The 14,523-nt window shown below is 59.0% G+C and carries 13 protein-coding genes; 5 read left to right on the top strand and 8 right to left on the bottom strand.

Features of this window, described 5'->3' with window-relative positions; all coding sequences use genetic code 11:
- Window positions 1–2 precede the first annotated feature (2 nt).
- The 4 genes from FN828_RS13520 (at window position 3) to FN828_RS13535 (ending at window position 4,171) form a co-directional block, all read left to right on the top strand.
- Entirely contained in the window at window positions 3–1,268 is a 1,266-nt protein-coding gene (locus FN828_RS13520) for an MFS transporter (RefSeq protein ID WP_142494008.1), read from the top strand.
- Between the two features lie 117 nt (window positions 1,269–1,385).
- The gene (locus tag FN828_RS13525) at window positions 1,386–1,961 is read left to right on the top strand and encodes a DUF924 family protein (RefSeq protein WP_142494009.1); all 576 of its coding nucleotides are present in this window, start codon (window positions 1,386–1,388) and stop codon (window positions 1,959–1,961) included.
- A gap of 138 nt (window positions 1,962–2,099) precedes the next feature.
- Window positions 2,100–3,494, top strand: coding sequence for a dihydrolipoyl dehydrogenase (gene lpdA, locus FN828_RS13530; protein WP_142494010.1), 1,395 nt, complete (start codon window positions 2,100–2,102; stop codon window positions 3,492–3,494).
- A 107-nt stretch (window positions 3,495–3,601) separates the two neighbouring features.
- Window positions 3,602–4,171 (top strand): class I SAM-dependent methyltransferase, encoded by a 570-nt coding sequence (locus FN828_RS13535; protein ID WP_142494011.1) that lies wholly within the window; start codon window positions 3,602–3,604, stop codon window positions 4,169–4,171.
- A gap of 3 nt (window positions 4,172–4,174) precedes the next feature.
- Here the strand turns inward: FN828_RS13535 and FN828_RS13540 are convergent, their stop codons facing one another.
- Entirely contained in the window at window positions 4,175–4,534 is a 360-nt protein-coding gene (locus tag FN828_RS13540; RefSeq protein ID WP_142494012.1) for a rhodanese-like domain-containing protein, read from the bottom strand.
- Window positions 4,535–4,781: 247 nt separating this feature from the next.
- Here FN828_RS13540 and uvrA point away from each other — a divergent pair, with 247 nt between their 5' ends.
- Window positions 4,782–7,640 carry an excinuclease ABC subunit UvrA gene (gene uvrA, locus FN828_RS13545; RefSeq protein WP_142494013.1) on the top strand — a complete coding sequence of 953 codons (2,859 nt, stop codon included), beginning with the start codon at window positions 4,782–4,784 and terminating at the stop codon, window positions 7,638–7,640.
- Window positions 7,641–7,685: 45 nt separating this feature from the next.
- Here the strand turns inward: uvrA and FN828_RS20880 are convergent, their stop codons facing one another.
- The 7 genes from FN828_RS20880 to FN828_RS13580 all read right to left on the bottom strand — a co-directional run bounded on the left by FN828_RS20880 (window position 7,686) and on the right by FN828_RS13580 (window position 14,497).
- Window positions 7,686–8,045, bottom strand: a complete 360-nt coding sequence (locus FN828_RS20880) for an excinuclease ABC subunit A (protein ID WP_235891488.1) — start codon at window positions 8,043–8,045, stop codon at window positions 7,686–7,688.
- 108 nt (window positions 8,046–8,153) lie between these two features.
- Window positions 8,154–8,339, bottom strand: coding sequence for a YgaP family membrane protein (locus FN828_RS13555; RefSeq protein ID WP_142494014.1), 186 nt, complete (start codon window positions 8,337–8,339; stop codon window positions 8,154–8,156).
- A gap of 133 nt (window positions 8,340–8,472) precedes the next feature.
- Entirely contained in the window at window positions 8,473–9,345 is an 873-nt protein-coding gene (gene mmsB, locus FN828_RS13560; RefSeq protein ID WP_142494015.1) for a 3-hydroxyisobutyrate dehydrogenase, read from the bottom strand.
- 3 nt (window positions 9,346–9,348) lie between these two features.
- Window positions 9,349–10,389, bottom strand: a complete 1,041-nt coding sequence (locus FN828_RS13565) for an enoyl-CoA hydratase/isomerase family protein (RefSeq protein WP_142494016.1) — start codon at window positions 10,387–10,389, stop codon at window positions 9,349–9,351.
- A gap of 5 nt (window positions 10,390–10,394) precedes the next feature.
- Entirely contained in the window at window positions 10,395–11,540 is a 1,146-nt protein-coding gene (locus FN828_RS13570; RefSeq protein ID WP_142494017.1) for an acyl-CoA dehydrogenase family protein, read from the bottom strand.
- Between the two features lie 92 nt (window positions 11,541–11,632).
- The gene (locus tag FN828_RS13575; protein ID WP_142494018.1) at window positions 11,633–12,766 is read right to left on the bottom strand and encodes a carboxylate-amine ligase; all 1,134 of its coding nucleotides are present in this window, start codon (window positions 12,764–12,766) and stop codon (window positions 11,633–11,635) included.
- Between the two features lie 231 nt (window positions 12,767–12,997).
- Window positions 12,998–14,497, bottom strand: a complete 1,500-nt coding sequence (locus tag FN828_RS13580; RefSeq protein ID WP_142494019.1) for a CoA-acylating methylmalonate-semialdehyde dehydrogenase — start codon at window positions 14,495–14,497, stop codon at window positions 12,998–13,000.
- Between the last annotated feature and the right edge of the window lie 26 nt (window positions 14,498–14,523).

Raw genomic sequence — 14,523 nt, forward strand, 5'->3', positions numbered from 1 at the left:
CCATGTTTCAAGTGCTTTCCAACGCCTGGGCCTTATTGCTGGGGATGATGCTGCTGATGGTCGGCAACGGCCTTCAGGGCAGTTTGCTGGGTGTGCGCGGCGAATTGGAGGGATTCAGCACCTTCCAGATGTCGGTGATCATGGCCGCGTATTTCGTGGGCTTTCTAGGCGGGTCACGCATGGCCCCCGAAATGATCCGCCGGGTTGGGCATGTGCGGGTGTTCGCGGCGCTGGGGTCGTTTATTTCCGCCGTGCTGATCCTGTTTCCGGCGCTGACCGATCCGTGGCTGTGGACTATCGGGCGGGTGATCATCGGATTTTGCTATTCCGGCGTGTATGTGGTGGCCGAAAGCTGGCTGAACAATGCCGCCACCAATGAAACCCGCGGTCAGGCGCTGTCGCTATACATGATTACGATGATGATCGGGATCGTTCTGGCGCAGGGATTGCTGCTGGTGGCCGATCCGTCTGGCTTTATCCTGTTTGTGATCCCGTCGGTTCTGGTGTCGATTTCCTTTGCCCCGATCCTGTTGTCGATCAACCCGACGCCCGCCTTTGATACCACGGCCCCCATGAGCCTGCGCGAATTGGTCAACGTGTCGCCGCTGGGGGCGGTTGGGATGTTCCTGCTGGGCGGGGTCTATGCCGCGCAATACGGCATGGCGGCGGTGTATGGTGCCAAGATCGGCCTGAGCATTGCGCAATTGTCGATGTTCATCGCCAGCTTCTATGTGGGGGCGACGTTCCTGCAATACCCACTGGGCTGGTTGTCGGATCGGATGGACCGGCGTTTGCTGATCCTGCTGGTGTCCGCTGCGGGCGGGATTGGCGGCTTGGCCGGGTTGTTTCTGGGGGGGTATTTCCCGCTTCTGATTGCGTCAGCCGTGCTGATCGGGGGAACCGCGAACCCGCTATATTCGTTGCTGATCGCCTATACCAACGACTTTCTGGAACCCAAGGATATGGCCGCCGCGTCATCGGGGTTGGTGTTTATCAACGGGGTGGGGGCGATTGCCGGGCCGCTGATTACGGGCTGGGTGATGACCACTGTGGGCGCGCAGGGCTATTTCCTGCTGATCGCCCTGCTGCTGATCGCGCTGGCCGGATATGCGGCTTATCGGATGACACAGCGGCCATCACCGATTCATGATGACAACATGCAATATGCGCCAGTGTCGCCTTCGGCCTCGCCCTTGGCGGTGGAAATTGCGCAAGAATTTGCCATCGAAACCCAGGAAGAGGACGATGCGAGCGCAAACACCGCCTGAGTTTGCGCTACCAACACTGAATATGACTGAATGTTGTAATTCGTGACTGTTCAGCACCGCTGAAAGATGTGTAACGTTTTCATGACCATAGGCAGTGGAAGGAACAGGAGGCTTCCGATGGTGCGCGTCGAGGATGTGTTGGAGTTCTGGCTGGATAAAACAGGGCCAGATGGGTGGTATGCGATTGATCCGAAATTGGATCAGGAAATCCGGGACAGGTTCATGGCCGCATGGCAGGCCGCGTGCGATGGCAGCTACAGCATGTGGCTGACCTATCCCAGTGGGGCGCTGGCCTATATCATTTTGATGGACCAGTTTCCGCGCAACATGTTCCGGGGGGAGGCGCGGGCCTTCGACTCGGATCCCATTGCGCTGGCGGCGGCCAAGGTGGCCATCAATCAGGGCTGGGATCTGAAGATCGACGAACCGGCCCGGCAGTTTTTCTATTTGCCGCTGATGCATTCGGAAAACCTGTGCGATCAGGAACGGTGTGTGCGCCTGATGGCAGAACGGATGCCACAAGGGGCGTCAAACCTGCTTCATGCAAAGGCGCATCGTCAGGTGATCCGGGAATTCGGGCGGTTCCCCTATCGGAATGATGCGCTGGACCGGCGCAGCACCGCGCACGAACGTGATTTCATTGACCAAGGCGGCTATGGCCAAGCGGTTCAGAAGCTACAGGCCGTCGGCTAAGCGGCGACACAAATTATTTCCGTATCCGTCCAACGGGTTATAATCCCGCTGCGCCTGTTTGCGCTGCGGGATTTTGTTTGTGTTGAGATGGGGTGAAAAATAGTTTAACGTCAAACTAGTTTTGAATCGGAGGGGCGCATGTCTGCCAAGTCGTTTGATATGATCGTGATCGGGGCCGGGCCGGGGGGCTATGTGGCCGCCATTCGCGGCGCGCAACTGGGGCTAAGCGTGGCCGTGGTCGAACGCGAACATCTGGGGGGTATCTGCCTGAACTGGGGCTGTATCCCCACCAAGGCGCTGTTGCGCAGCTCCGAAGTGTTCCACCTGATGCACAGGGCCAAGGAATTCGGCCTGAAAGCGGATAATATCGGCTATGATCTGGACGCGGTGGTGAAACGCTCGCGCGGGGTGGCCAAACAATTGTCTGGCGGCATCGGCCACCTGATGAAGAAAAACAAGGTGACGGTGTTCATGGGGCAGGCGACGCTGCCCGCCAAGGGCAAGGTCAGCGTCACGACCGACAAAGGGACCGAGGAGCTGACCGCCAAGGCGATTGTTCTGGCGACCGGCGCACGGGCGCGGGAATTGCCAGGGCTGGAGGCCGATGGCGATCTGGTCTGGACCTATAAAAACGCGCTGCAACCACCCCGGATGCCCAAGAAACTGCTGGTAATCGGATCAGGCGCGATCGGGATTGAGTTCGCCAGCTTCTATCACACGCTGGGCGCCGATACGACCGTGGTTGAAGTGATGGACCGCATCCTGCCGGTGGAAGACGCCGAAATCAGCGCCTTTGCCAAAAAGCAATTCGTGAAACAGGGCATGACCATCAAGGAAAAGGCGATGGTCAAACAACTGGATCGCGGGCAGGGCAAGGTGGTCGCCCATATCGAAGAAAACGGCAAAGTCGAGAAGATCGAGTTCGATACGGTGATCAGCGCCGTGGGCATCGTGGGGAATGTCGAAAATCTGGGTCTGGAAGGGCTGGGCGTGAAGATCGACCGCACCCATGTGGTGACGGATGAATTCTGCCGTACCGGGGTGGATGGGCTGTATGCGATTGGCGATATCGCGGGCGCGCCGTGGTTGGCGCACAAGGCCAGCCACGAAGGCGTGATGGTGGCCGAACTGATCGCGGGCAATCACGCGCATCCGGTGAAACCCGAAAGCATCGCAGGCTGCACCTATTGCCATCCACAGGTAGCATCCGTCGGCTATACCGAGGCAAAGGCCAAGGAACTGGGCTATGACGTGAAGGTGGGTCGCTTCCCCTTTATCGGCAACGGCAAGGCAATCGCGCTTGGCGAACCCGAGGGCATGGTTAAAACCGTGTTTGACGCGAAAACCGGCGAATTGCTGGGCGCGCATATGGTGGGTGCCGAAGTGACCGAGATGATTCAGGGCTATGTCATCGGGCGTCAGTTGGAAACCACCGAAGAAGACCTGATGAACACCGTGTTCCCGCACCCGACGCTAAGCGAAATGATGCACGAAAGCGTTCTGGATGCCTTTGGCCGGGTCATCCACATGTAAGTGGCGGTAAAACCGAATGCAGGGGGCGGTCCGGTGGGCCGCCCTTTTTCATTGCGGCTTGTGTTTGGGCGGGGCCGGTGGTGTGATGCCTGAAAAAGGAATTTTGAATGGCAAGTTTGAACCGGATCGCAATGGCGAAAGCCAGCCGCATTTTGATACGCAACTTGAACCCCGAAACGCTGGATGTGGCGGAAATTTCAGGGAAATGGGGGCAGAATTTCCCGTTCCGTAGCTATCAGAAATTTCGCTATCCCGAATATGACGTATGTCTTGATCCGTTCACGGATGCAGAAGGCGCGGTTCTGCAATTCGATCTGATCCTTGCCAATCAGGTGTGGGAACATCTGGATCGCCCATATCGGGCCACGCAAAACATTCAGAAAATGCTGCGGCCCGGTGGATATTTCTGGGTGTCCTCGCCATTTCATGTGCCGTTTCATGCCGCCCCCAACGACTGTTCACGCTGGTCGGCGCGGGGGCTGAAAAACCTGCTGGTCGAGGCCGGTTTCGACGAAGAAAACGTTCAGTCATGGCAATGGGGTAACCGCCATACCGCCCTGCGCAATCTGGAAGCAGGGCAGAAATGGCCGCCGGAATATGATGCGGACAAGGACACGCTGACCAATGAACCGGATATGCCGGTCATCAGTTGGGCGCTTGCCCGCAGAGGGGAATAAGCGTCAGGCCTTTTCCACCGTGCCGCCTGCGGCGATCCAATGGCCCAGCCCACCGATGTTGTGGACATTCTGGTAGCCCAGACACTTCATCAGACCACAGGCCATCTGTGACCGCGCCCCAGAGGCGCAATAAAGGCCAATCGCCTTGTCCGGGGACAGCGCCTTGTTGAAATCGGGGTGGCGCGGATCGGCCCTATCGGCCAGACGCATCATCGGAATATGCAACGCGCCCTTGGCCTTGCCGGAATAGGCCAGTTCCCCGTGGTCGCGGATGTCGATCAGGATCATGTCCCCGTTTGCGACCTGTTGAATGGCGTCGGCGATGGGCAGGGCGGGGGCGGATTGGCGCAGAAATCCGAACATATGCGTTTCCTTTGTCTGTCTGTCGGCAGCAATGCAGGTGCCTATTTGGGTGAGGCGCGACATTGCTTCAAGGCCAGTGTATCAAATAAATTCGATAAATGGAATGTAAATATGCTGCGCGTGCAGCGTACTGTTGCGCTGAATGGTAACCCGGCATGGCACACCAAAAGTTCGCGCAATGTTCTGTCTTTCTGCTTGGAGACTCGCGCTGTCTCAACTATCTCTTAACCATTCACCGGGGGACGGCATGGCTGAGCTGAAGAAAATCGAGGTGCGCGGCGCGCGCGAGCATAACCTGAAGAATATCGACGTGGATATTCCGCGCGATCAGATGGTGGTGATTACCGGGCTGTCGGGATCGGGGAAATCCTCTTTGGCGTTCGATACGATCTATGCCGAAGGGCAGCGCCGCTATGTGGAATCGCTGTCGGCCTATGCGCGGCAGTTTCTGGACATGATGGAAAAGCCGGATGTGGATCACATCAGCGGCCTGTCCCCGGCGATTTCGATTGAACAGAAAACCACCAGCAAAAACCCGCGTTCGACCGTGGGGACGGTGACGGAAATCTATGACTACCTGCGCCTGTTGTTCGCGCGGGTTGGCACCCCCTATAGCCCCGCCACCGGCCTGCCGATCGAGGCACAGCAGGTTCAGGACATGGTGGATCGCATCATGGGGATGGAAGAAGGCACGCGCGCCTTTCTGCTGGCCCCCATCGTGCGGGACCGCAAAGGGGAATATAAGAAAGAATTTCTGGAACTGCGCAAGCAGGGGTTCCAGCGGGTGAAGGTGGACGGGGAATTCCACGAATTAGACACGCCCCCCACGCTGGACAAGAAATTCCGCCATGACATTGATGTGGTCGTGGATCGGATCGTGGTGCGCGACGGTCTGGAAACCCGTCTGGCCGACAGTCTGCGTACCGCGCTGGATCTGGCGGATGGGATTGCCGTTCTGGAAACCGCGCCGAAGGAAGGCGATCCCGAACGGATCACCTTCAGCGAAAATTTCGCCTGCCCGGTCAGCGGCTTTACCATCCCGGAAATCGAACCGCGGCTGTTTTCCTTTAACGCGCCGTTCGGGGCCTGCCCGTCCTGTGACGGTCTGGGGGTTGAGCTGTTTTTCGATGAACGGCTGGTGGTGCCGGATCAAAACCTGAAAATCTACGATGGTGCGCTGGCCCCGTGGCGCAAGGGGAAATCGCCTTATTTCCTGCAAACCATCGAAGCGATTGCCAAACATTACGATTTTGACAAGAACACCCGCTGGAAAGACCTGCCGAAAAAGGTGCAGCAGGTGTTTCTGTATGGCTCTGGTCAGGACGAAATCGAATTTCGCTATGACGAAGGCGGGCGGGTATATCAGGTCAGCCGCGTGTTCGAGGGCGTGATCCCCAACATGGAGCGCCGCTACCGCGAAACCGACAGCAATTGGGTGCGCGAAGAATTTGAACGCTATCAGAACAATCGGTCTTGCGGCGCCTGTGGTGGCTATCGCCTGCGCGAGGAAGCACTGGCGGTCAAGATCGCGGGGCTGCATGTGGGGCAGGTCGTTCAGATGTCGATCAAGGAAGCCTTTGATTGGTGTCAAACCGTCCCCGAACATCTGACCAATCAGAAAAACGAAATCGCCCGCGCTATCCTCAAGGAAATCCGCGAACGTCTGGGATTCCTGAATAACGTGGGATTAGAATACCTTACGCTTAGTCGTTCAAGTGGGACGCTCAGCGGGGGCGAAAGCCAGCGCATCCGTCTGGCCAGCCAGATCGGCAGCGGCCTGACCGGGGTTCTGTACGTTCTGGACGAACCTTCGATCGGGCTGCACCAGCGCGATAACGACCGGCTGATCGGGACGCTGAAAAACCTGCGTGATCAGGGGAATACCGTGATCGTGGTTGAACATGACGAGGATATGATCCGGCAGGCCGATTATGTGTTCGACATCGGGCCGGGGGCCGGTGTGCATGGCGGACAGGTGGTGTCACAGGGGACGCCGGGGGAAATTTCGGCCGATCCGGCCTCTTTGACCGGGCAATACCTGAGCGGCCAGCGGGAAATCTCTATTCCTGCGGAACGGCGCGACGGAAATGGTAAAAAGCTGACGGTGGTCAAGGCCAGCGGTAATAATCTGCGGGACGTAACCGCCGAATTTCCCTTGGGAAAATTTGTGTGTGTCAGCGGGGTGTCGGGCGGTGGGAAATCCACGCTGACGATTGAAACCCTGTTTAAAACCGCCAGTATGCGCCTGAACGGGGCGCGGCAAACGCCTGCGCCCTGCGAAACCATCAAGGGGCTGGAACATCTGGATAAGGTGATCGACATTGACCAGCGCCCCATCGGGCGCACGCCGCGATCCAACCCTGCCACCTATACTGGGGCGTTTACCCCGATCCGCGACTGGTTCGCGGGCCTGCCCGAAGCCAAGGCGCGGGGCTACAAACCCGGACGGTTCAGTTTCAACGTCAAAGGGGGCCGGTGCGAGGCGTGTCAGGGCGACGGTGTCATCAAGATCGAGATGCACTTTCTGCCCGATGTCTACGTCACCTGCGAAACCTGCAAAGGTGCGCGGTATAACCGCGAAACGCTGGAAATTCGCTTTAAGGGCAAAAGTATAGCCGACGTTCTTGATATGACGGTTGAGGATGCGCAAGAGTTCTTCAAGGCGGTTCCCAGCATCCGCGAAAAGATGGATGCGCTGATGCGTGTGGGGCTGGGTTATATCAAGGTGGGCCAGCAAGCCACCACCCTGTCCGGGGGCGAGGCGCAGCGGGTCAAACTGTCCAAGGAACTGGCGCGGCGGTCCACCGGGCGGACGCTGTATATTCTGGACGAACCCACCACCGGCCTGCATTTCGAGGATGTGCGCAAACTGCTGGAGGTGCTGCACGAGCTGGTTGAGCAAGGCAATACCGTGGTGGTGATCGAACATAACCTGGACGTGATCAAAACCGCCGACTGGATCATCGACATCGGTCCCGAAGGCGGCGATGGCGGCGGCGAGATCGTGGCCGTTGGGACGCCCGAGGAGGTGGCCATTGAGCCGCGCAGCCATACCGGGCGCTATCTGAAACAGATGTTAGACCCGCAGCGCACAGCGGCGGAATAAGCACAGCCCCCGGAGTAGCCCCCGGACCTGCCGGGGGCTATTTCTTTAGTTCAGAATGGCGGACACCGCCCCGATCAGGGTCAGAACCTCCATCGTGTCGCGATCTATGCGGAACAGGTAGCCATCCTGCCGGGCATAACGGTGGCGTGGGTCCAGCCCATAGCGTTCCGGCGTGGTGACAATCACATAATCCCCGATCAGCCTATGCCCCACATAATCATGCCCCGATTTGCGGGCCTGTCCGGGTGGAATGCAGGCGGGGGATTTTTTCGCCAGACCGGGCGGGCAGGCGGCGTGATGGGCCGGGGGCGTTTTGGCCCGTTCGGGGCGGTGCGGGCTGTTGGCCTGTGCCGTCATGGGCAGGGCCAGCAGCGCGGCCAAAAGGGGCAGGGCGATCTTGGTCATGGTTCAACTCCTGTTCAGGTTTCAGGGGTTAAACGTGACGCGGGAAATTTCCGTTCCCGTCGCATTTGGCCCTGCGCGAAAACCCGCGCAGGGCGTTATTCTGGTGGGTTATTTCTTCATCGGGCAGGTGTTGATGCCGACCAGTTTGTACAGCGGGCAGGTGCCAAGCAGGCCCGTTAGCAGCGGAACCACACCGATCCACATCCACACGCCGTAACCCATCAGTGCGCCAACGATCAGCAAAGCGCCAATGACAATGCGAAGAATTTTGTCGATACCGCCAACATTTTTCATATCAGAGTCCTTTTCAAATGCTCTGTACTCAAGGATATCTGATTCTGCATGTGTTGTCTGTGATCTGTTGGCGGGGAGGCTCACAGTTGCGTGAAGCGGGCAGGGCGTTGATACGCCCCGCCCAGCCAAGGGGTTAACCGCGACCGCGTTTTTCAAAACGGGGCAGCATGGCGCTGAAATCCATGCCTTTGCCGTTTTCGCTTTCGACGAATTGTTCGTACAGCGCGGCGGCCATCTGGCCCATCGGCGTGTCGGCATCGGCGCTTTCGGCGGCCTGCTGCGACAGGCGCAGGTCTTTCAGCATCAGCTCGGACGCAAAACCGGGCTTGTAGTCATTATCCGCAGGCGATTGCGGACCAACGCCGGGCGCGGGGCAATAGGCGTTCATCGTCCAGCTATAGCCCGAGGAGGTGCTGACCACATCGAACATTTTCTGGCGATCAAGGCCCAGCTTGTCGGCCAGCGCAAACGCCTCGCAGGTGGCGATCATGGTCACGCCAAGGATCATGTTGTTACAAATCTTGGCCGCCTGACCCGCGCCGCTGTCACCGCAATGCACGGCCTTTTGGCCCATGATGTCAAACAGCGGGGCCGCCACGGCAAAGGCTTCGGCGCTGCCGCCTGCCATAAAGGTCAGCGTGCCAGCGGTCGCGCCGCCAGTGCCGCCTGAAACCGGCGCATCCACGGCCAGCAGACTGGCGGCAATCGCCTGTTCCGCCACGGCGCGGGCGCTGTCCACGTCCACGGTGGAGCAATCAACCAGTGTCGCGCCGGATTTCATCGCCGGAACGATCTGATCGGCTACGGCCCGCAGGATTTGGCCGTTCGGCAGCATGGTGATGACAACATCGGCGTCTTTCACCGCGTCCTGTACGGTGGCGGCGTTGGTCACGCCTTCGGCGGTGGTGCCAGCGGTGTCAAAACCGATGACGCTGTGGCCCGCCTTGGCCAGATTGGCCGCCATAGGCGCGCCCATATTGCCCAGTCCGATAAATGCGATTTGCATGGTTCAGTCCTCCTCAAACCCAAGTGTGTCAGCGCCCAGTGGGGCAAGCATCTGTGCCACGGCATCGTCAGGAACGGTGTCCGGGGCATGTTTCCAATGTGGATTGCGATCCTTGTCGATGATGGCGGCGCGGATGCCTTCCAGAAAATCGCCATGTTCCATGATGCGATGGGATACGCGATATTCCAGTTCCAGCGCGGTGCGGATCGTGGTGCCGGGCGCGCGCAAACGGGGCAACATGTCCAGCGTGACCGCCATCGACAGCGGGGCATTGCGGCTGATGGTTTTCAGCGTTTTCGCGGCAAAATCGCTGTCTGCCTGTTGCAGGGCCACAAACAGATCGGTCAGACCGTTGCCACCGAACAGGGCGTCTATGCCCGCCTGTTGCGCGGCCATCGGGCTGTCTGGCGGGGTCTGTGCGGCCTGATCCAGCGCGGCAATATCGCCGGTGTCAGACAGGGCAGAAATCAGCGCGGGCCATTGATCCTGCGGGATATAATAATCGGCAAAGCCTGCGTGGATTGCATCGCCCGGTCCCATCCGTGCGGCTGTCAGGCCCAGATATTCGCCCAGACGCCCCGGTGCGCGGGCCAGCAGGAAACTGCCGCCCACATCCGGCACAAAGCCAATACCGCATTCCGGCATGGAAATCTGCGAGCTGTCACATACAACCCGATGCCGCACATGGCCCCCCAGCCCAACACCGCCGCCCATCGTAAAGCCCTGCATCAGGCTAACGATGGGTTTGGGGTATTCGGCCAGTTTGGCGTTCATACGGTATTCATCGCGCCAGAATTTGCGCCCATAGCCATAATCGCCCGTGGTGCCAGTGCGGTACATTTCGGCAATGTCACCGCCTGCGCAAAACGCCTTGTCGCCTTCGGCGTCAATCACGATCAGCGATACGGCGGGATCATCGCGCCACGCATCCAGCGCCTGTTCCACGGCCATGCACATGTCATAGGACAGCGCATTCAGCGCCTTGGGACGGGTCAGGGTGATACGACCAGCGCGGCCTTCGATGCGGATGGAAATATCGCTCATATCCGTCACGCCCGATCCGCCAGCAATTGCCGCGCCACGATCATGCGCATGATTTCATTGGTGCCTTCCAGAATTTCATGCACCCGCAGATCACGCACGATTTTTTCGATCCCGTAATCGGCCAGATAGCCATAGCCACCATGCAATTGCAGGCATTCATTGGCGACTTTCGATCCCACCTCGGTCACGAAGCGTTTTGCCATCGCACAGAATTTGGTGGCATCGGGTGCGCCCTGATCCAGTTTCCATGCCGCCTGACGCAGGAAGGTACGCGCCGCCTGCAATTCGATTTCCATATCTGCCAGCCGGAACTGAAGCGCCTGAAACTGGTCGATGGTTTTGCCGAATGCCTTACGCTCGCCCATATATTGCAGGGTCTTGTTTAGCGCCGATTGCGCCGCCCCAAGCGAGCAGGCCGAGATATTCAGCCGCCCGCCATCCAGCCCCATCATCGCGTATTTGAACCCGTCGCCCTCGGTCCCGACCAGATTGTTCGCGGGAATTTTGCAATCGTCAAACTGCACCTGCCGGGTGGGTTGGGATTTCCAGCCCATCTTGTCCTCTAGCCCGCCAAAGGACAGCCCATCGGTGCCGGTTTCCACAACCACGGTGGAAATCCCCTTGGGGCCATCGTCGCCAGTGCGGCACATCACGACATAGGCATCGGAATACCCCCCGCCGGAAATGAACGCCTTGGTGCCGTTCATGGTATAGCCGTCATTCGTGCGTTCGGCGCGGGTTTTGAGCGCGGCAGCATCAGACCCCGAACCGGGTTCGGTCAGGCAATAGGACAGTACGGTTTCCATGCTGATCGCAGGGGCCAGATAGCGTTCCTTGACATCATCGCTGCCGAACGCATCCAGCATCTTGGCGCACATGTTATGGATCGACAGAAAGGATGCGACAGACGGGCAGGACATGCTCAGCGCCTCGAAAATCAGCGTGGCGTCCAGCCGTGACAGGCCCGACCCGCCCGACTCTTCGCTGACATAGATGCCGCCCAAACCCAAAGCGCCCACATCGGGCCACAGCTCGCGCGGGATAATCCCCTGTTTTTCCCACTCAGCCGCATGGGGCGCGATATGTTCCTCGCCAAAGGCGCGGGCCATGTCGAAAATGGCACCCTGTTCTTCGGTCAAAGCAAAATCCATGTCTTTCCTCCCTCTTGGCCGGTGGCCGGGTCTTTAATGAACGCCTGTTTAATTTCCGAGTCTTTCAGAAGTTTTGCAAGGCGCGAAATAGGTTACAGATCGGCGTGAAACTCCGTGATCAGATGATGCACGACCGCTTTCAGCGCGTCTTGTGGTGTGTCCCCGGCATGAACCGCGTCCTGGTAGACTGCGCGCTGCCGGTCCGCAGAATTCCCCTGTGCCAGAATGCTGCGCATATGTTCGATTTCCCGCTGGCACGACAGCGCCTCGACGTCTTCGGCCGTCAGGGCAATCAGGTCTTCGATCAACGTATCAAAGGGTTTGATTTCCCCTGCACCAAAATCAATCAGCCCCCCGGCCAGCCCATAGCGCTGCGCCCGCCAGCGGTTTTCTGCAATCAGAAAATTGTCATACAGCCGCCAGCGCTGGTTTTGCTGGCTAAGCCGCCATAACATCCGGGTCAGGCTTTGGATCAGCGCCGCCAGCGTCAGCGTGGTTTCCAGCCGGGGCGACACATCGCAAATCCGCGCCTCGATCGTCGGAAACCGGGACGAGGGGCGCAAATCCCACCAGATTTTCGAACTGTCCTCGATCAGGTCCATATCCACCAACGCGTTGACGGATCGTTCATAGCTGCCCCAACTGTCGAACTGTGGCGGCAATCCGGTGCGCGGCAGGTTGTCGAAGACCGTCAGTCGGTAACAGGACAGGCCGGTATCTTCGCCCTGCCAAAACGGCGAAGACGCGGACAACGCCAACAGATGCGGCAGGAAATAACGCAGCTGATTCATCAGGTCGATCCGCTGATCGGGGGTGGCGATCCCCACATGCACATGCATCCCGCAAATCAACATCCGTCGCACCACCCCGGCCAGATCGTCCCGCAGGTTGTTATACCGATCCTTGTCCGTGTGATGCTGATCGCGCCAATCCGAAAACGGGTGACAGGACGCGGCTATCGGGGCCAGATTATAATCCTTGGCAATCCGCGCCACGGTGGCCCGCAAATGCCGCAGCTCATCCCGCGCCTGAGCAATATCGGTGCAAACCTTGGTGCCGATTTCCACCTGACAGTTCAGGAATTCTGGGCTGAACTGGCCCTCTAATGCGGCGTTACATCGGTCCATCAATCCCGCGGGGGCCGGGGATAAATCCAGCGTGTCCAGATCGACCAGAAGATATTCTTCTTCGATGCCGATGGTGAAATCCGGTGTGGGAATGGGCATTGTGAACCTCCCGCGCAGCGAAACCCTGCTGAAACAGAGCAGATTGCCCCCCTCGCGGCAACCTCAACCGTGCCGCACGTGGCCTTGGTTGGATATTTGAGTATTTGGATCAGAAAGAAGCCGTTTTGTACTGATTTCTTTCTGATCGAAATACTCCGGGGGGTTGGGGGCAGCGCCCCCATTCCGCCCGAAGGGCTGATAAGGCGCGCGCGGAACGCGCGCCCTGTCGGATCAATCCATCGCCTTGAAGTGGAACTCGCCGCCTTCTTTGATCCCCGAGAACCAGCGTGCGGTGACCGTTTTGGTTTTGGTGTAAAACCGCAGCGCGTCCGGGCCGTATTGGTTCAGGTCGCCAAAGGCCGACTTTTTCCAGCCGCCAAAGGTGAAATAGGACAGCGGAACCGGGATCGGGAAGTTGATGCCAACCATGCCCACGTTGACCTTGTTGGCAAAGTCACGCGCGGTATCGCCATCTGCGGTAAAGATCGCAGTGCCGTTGCCGTAGTTGTTGGTGATCACCAGATCCAGCGCTTCTTCGTAGGTTTCAGCGCGCACGGTGGACAGGACCGGGCCAAAGATCTCTTCTTTGTAGATGTCCATGTCCTTGGTCACATTGTCGAACAGCGACGGGCCGACGAAATAGCCGTCTTCATAGCCTTGCAGGCTGAAGTCGCGGCCATCGACCACCAGGTTTGCACCCTGTTCCACGCCCGAATTGACCAGCCCTTCGATCCGCTGTTTTGCGGCGGCGGTGATGACGGGGCCGTAATCCACGTCTTCGCCAGCGGTGTAGGGGCCGACTTTCAGCGCTTCAACGCGGGGAATCAGCCGTTCAATCAGCGCATCGGCGGTTTTCTGACCTACGGGAACGGCAACCGAAATCGCCATGCAGCGTTCGCCAGCCGCGCCAAAGCCAGCACCCACCAGCGCATCGGCGGCTTTGTCCAGATCGGCATCGGGCATGATGATCATGTGGTTTTTCGCGCCGCCAAAACACTGTGCGCGTTTGCCGTTGGAGCAGGCGCGGCCATAGATATACTGTGCAATCGGGGTCGATCCCACAAAGCCCACGCCCTGAATGGTTTCGTTGTCCAGAATGGTGTCCACGGCTTCTTTGTCGCCGTTGACGACTTGCAGCACGCCATCGGGCAGGCCAGCTTCCTGGGCCAGTTCCGCCAGACGCAGCGCGGTCGACGGCACGCGTTCGGACGGTTTCAGGATCATGGCGTTACCGCACACCAGCGCGGGGGCCATTTTCCACAACGGGATCATGGCGGGGAAGTTGAACGGGGTGATCCCGGCCACAACGCCCAGCGGCTGACGCATCGAATACAGGTCGATGCCGGGGCCGCCGTCATTCATGTATTCGCCTTTCAGCAGCGCCGGGGCGCCCATGCAAACCTCGACCACTTCCAGGCCGCGCTGAACATCGCCACGCGCGTCGGGCAGGGTTTTGCCGTGTTCGCGGCTTAGCATCTCTGCCAGCTCGTCCATGTGGGTTTCGATCAGCGCGGCGAATTTCATCATCACGCGGGCGCGGCGCTGCGGGTTGGTCGCGGCCCATGCGGGCTGTGCTTCGGCAGCGGCGGCGATGGCGGCGTTCATTTCGTCCGGGGTGGCCAGCGGCACCTTGGCTTGAATTTCGCCCGTGGCGGGGTTGTAGACATCTGCAAAACGGCCCGACGTGCCTTTGACGTGTTTGCCGTTGATGAAGTGGGTCAGTTCTTTCATGGGAACTCCTCCTTTGAATTTGGCGG

Source organism: Thalassovita litoralis (assembly GCF_900182725.1).
Taxonomy (GTDB): Bacteria; Pseudomonadota; Alphaproteobacteria; order Rhodobacterales; family Rhodobacteraceae; genus Thalassobius; species Thalassobius litoralis.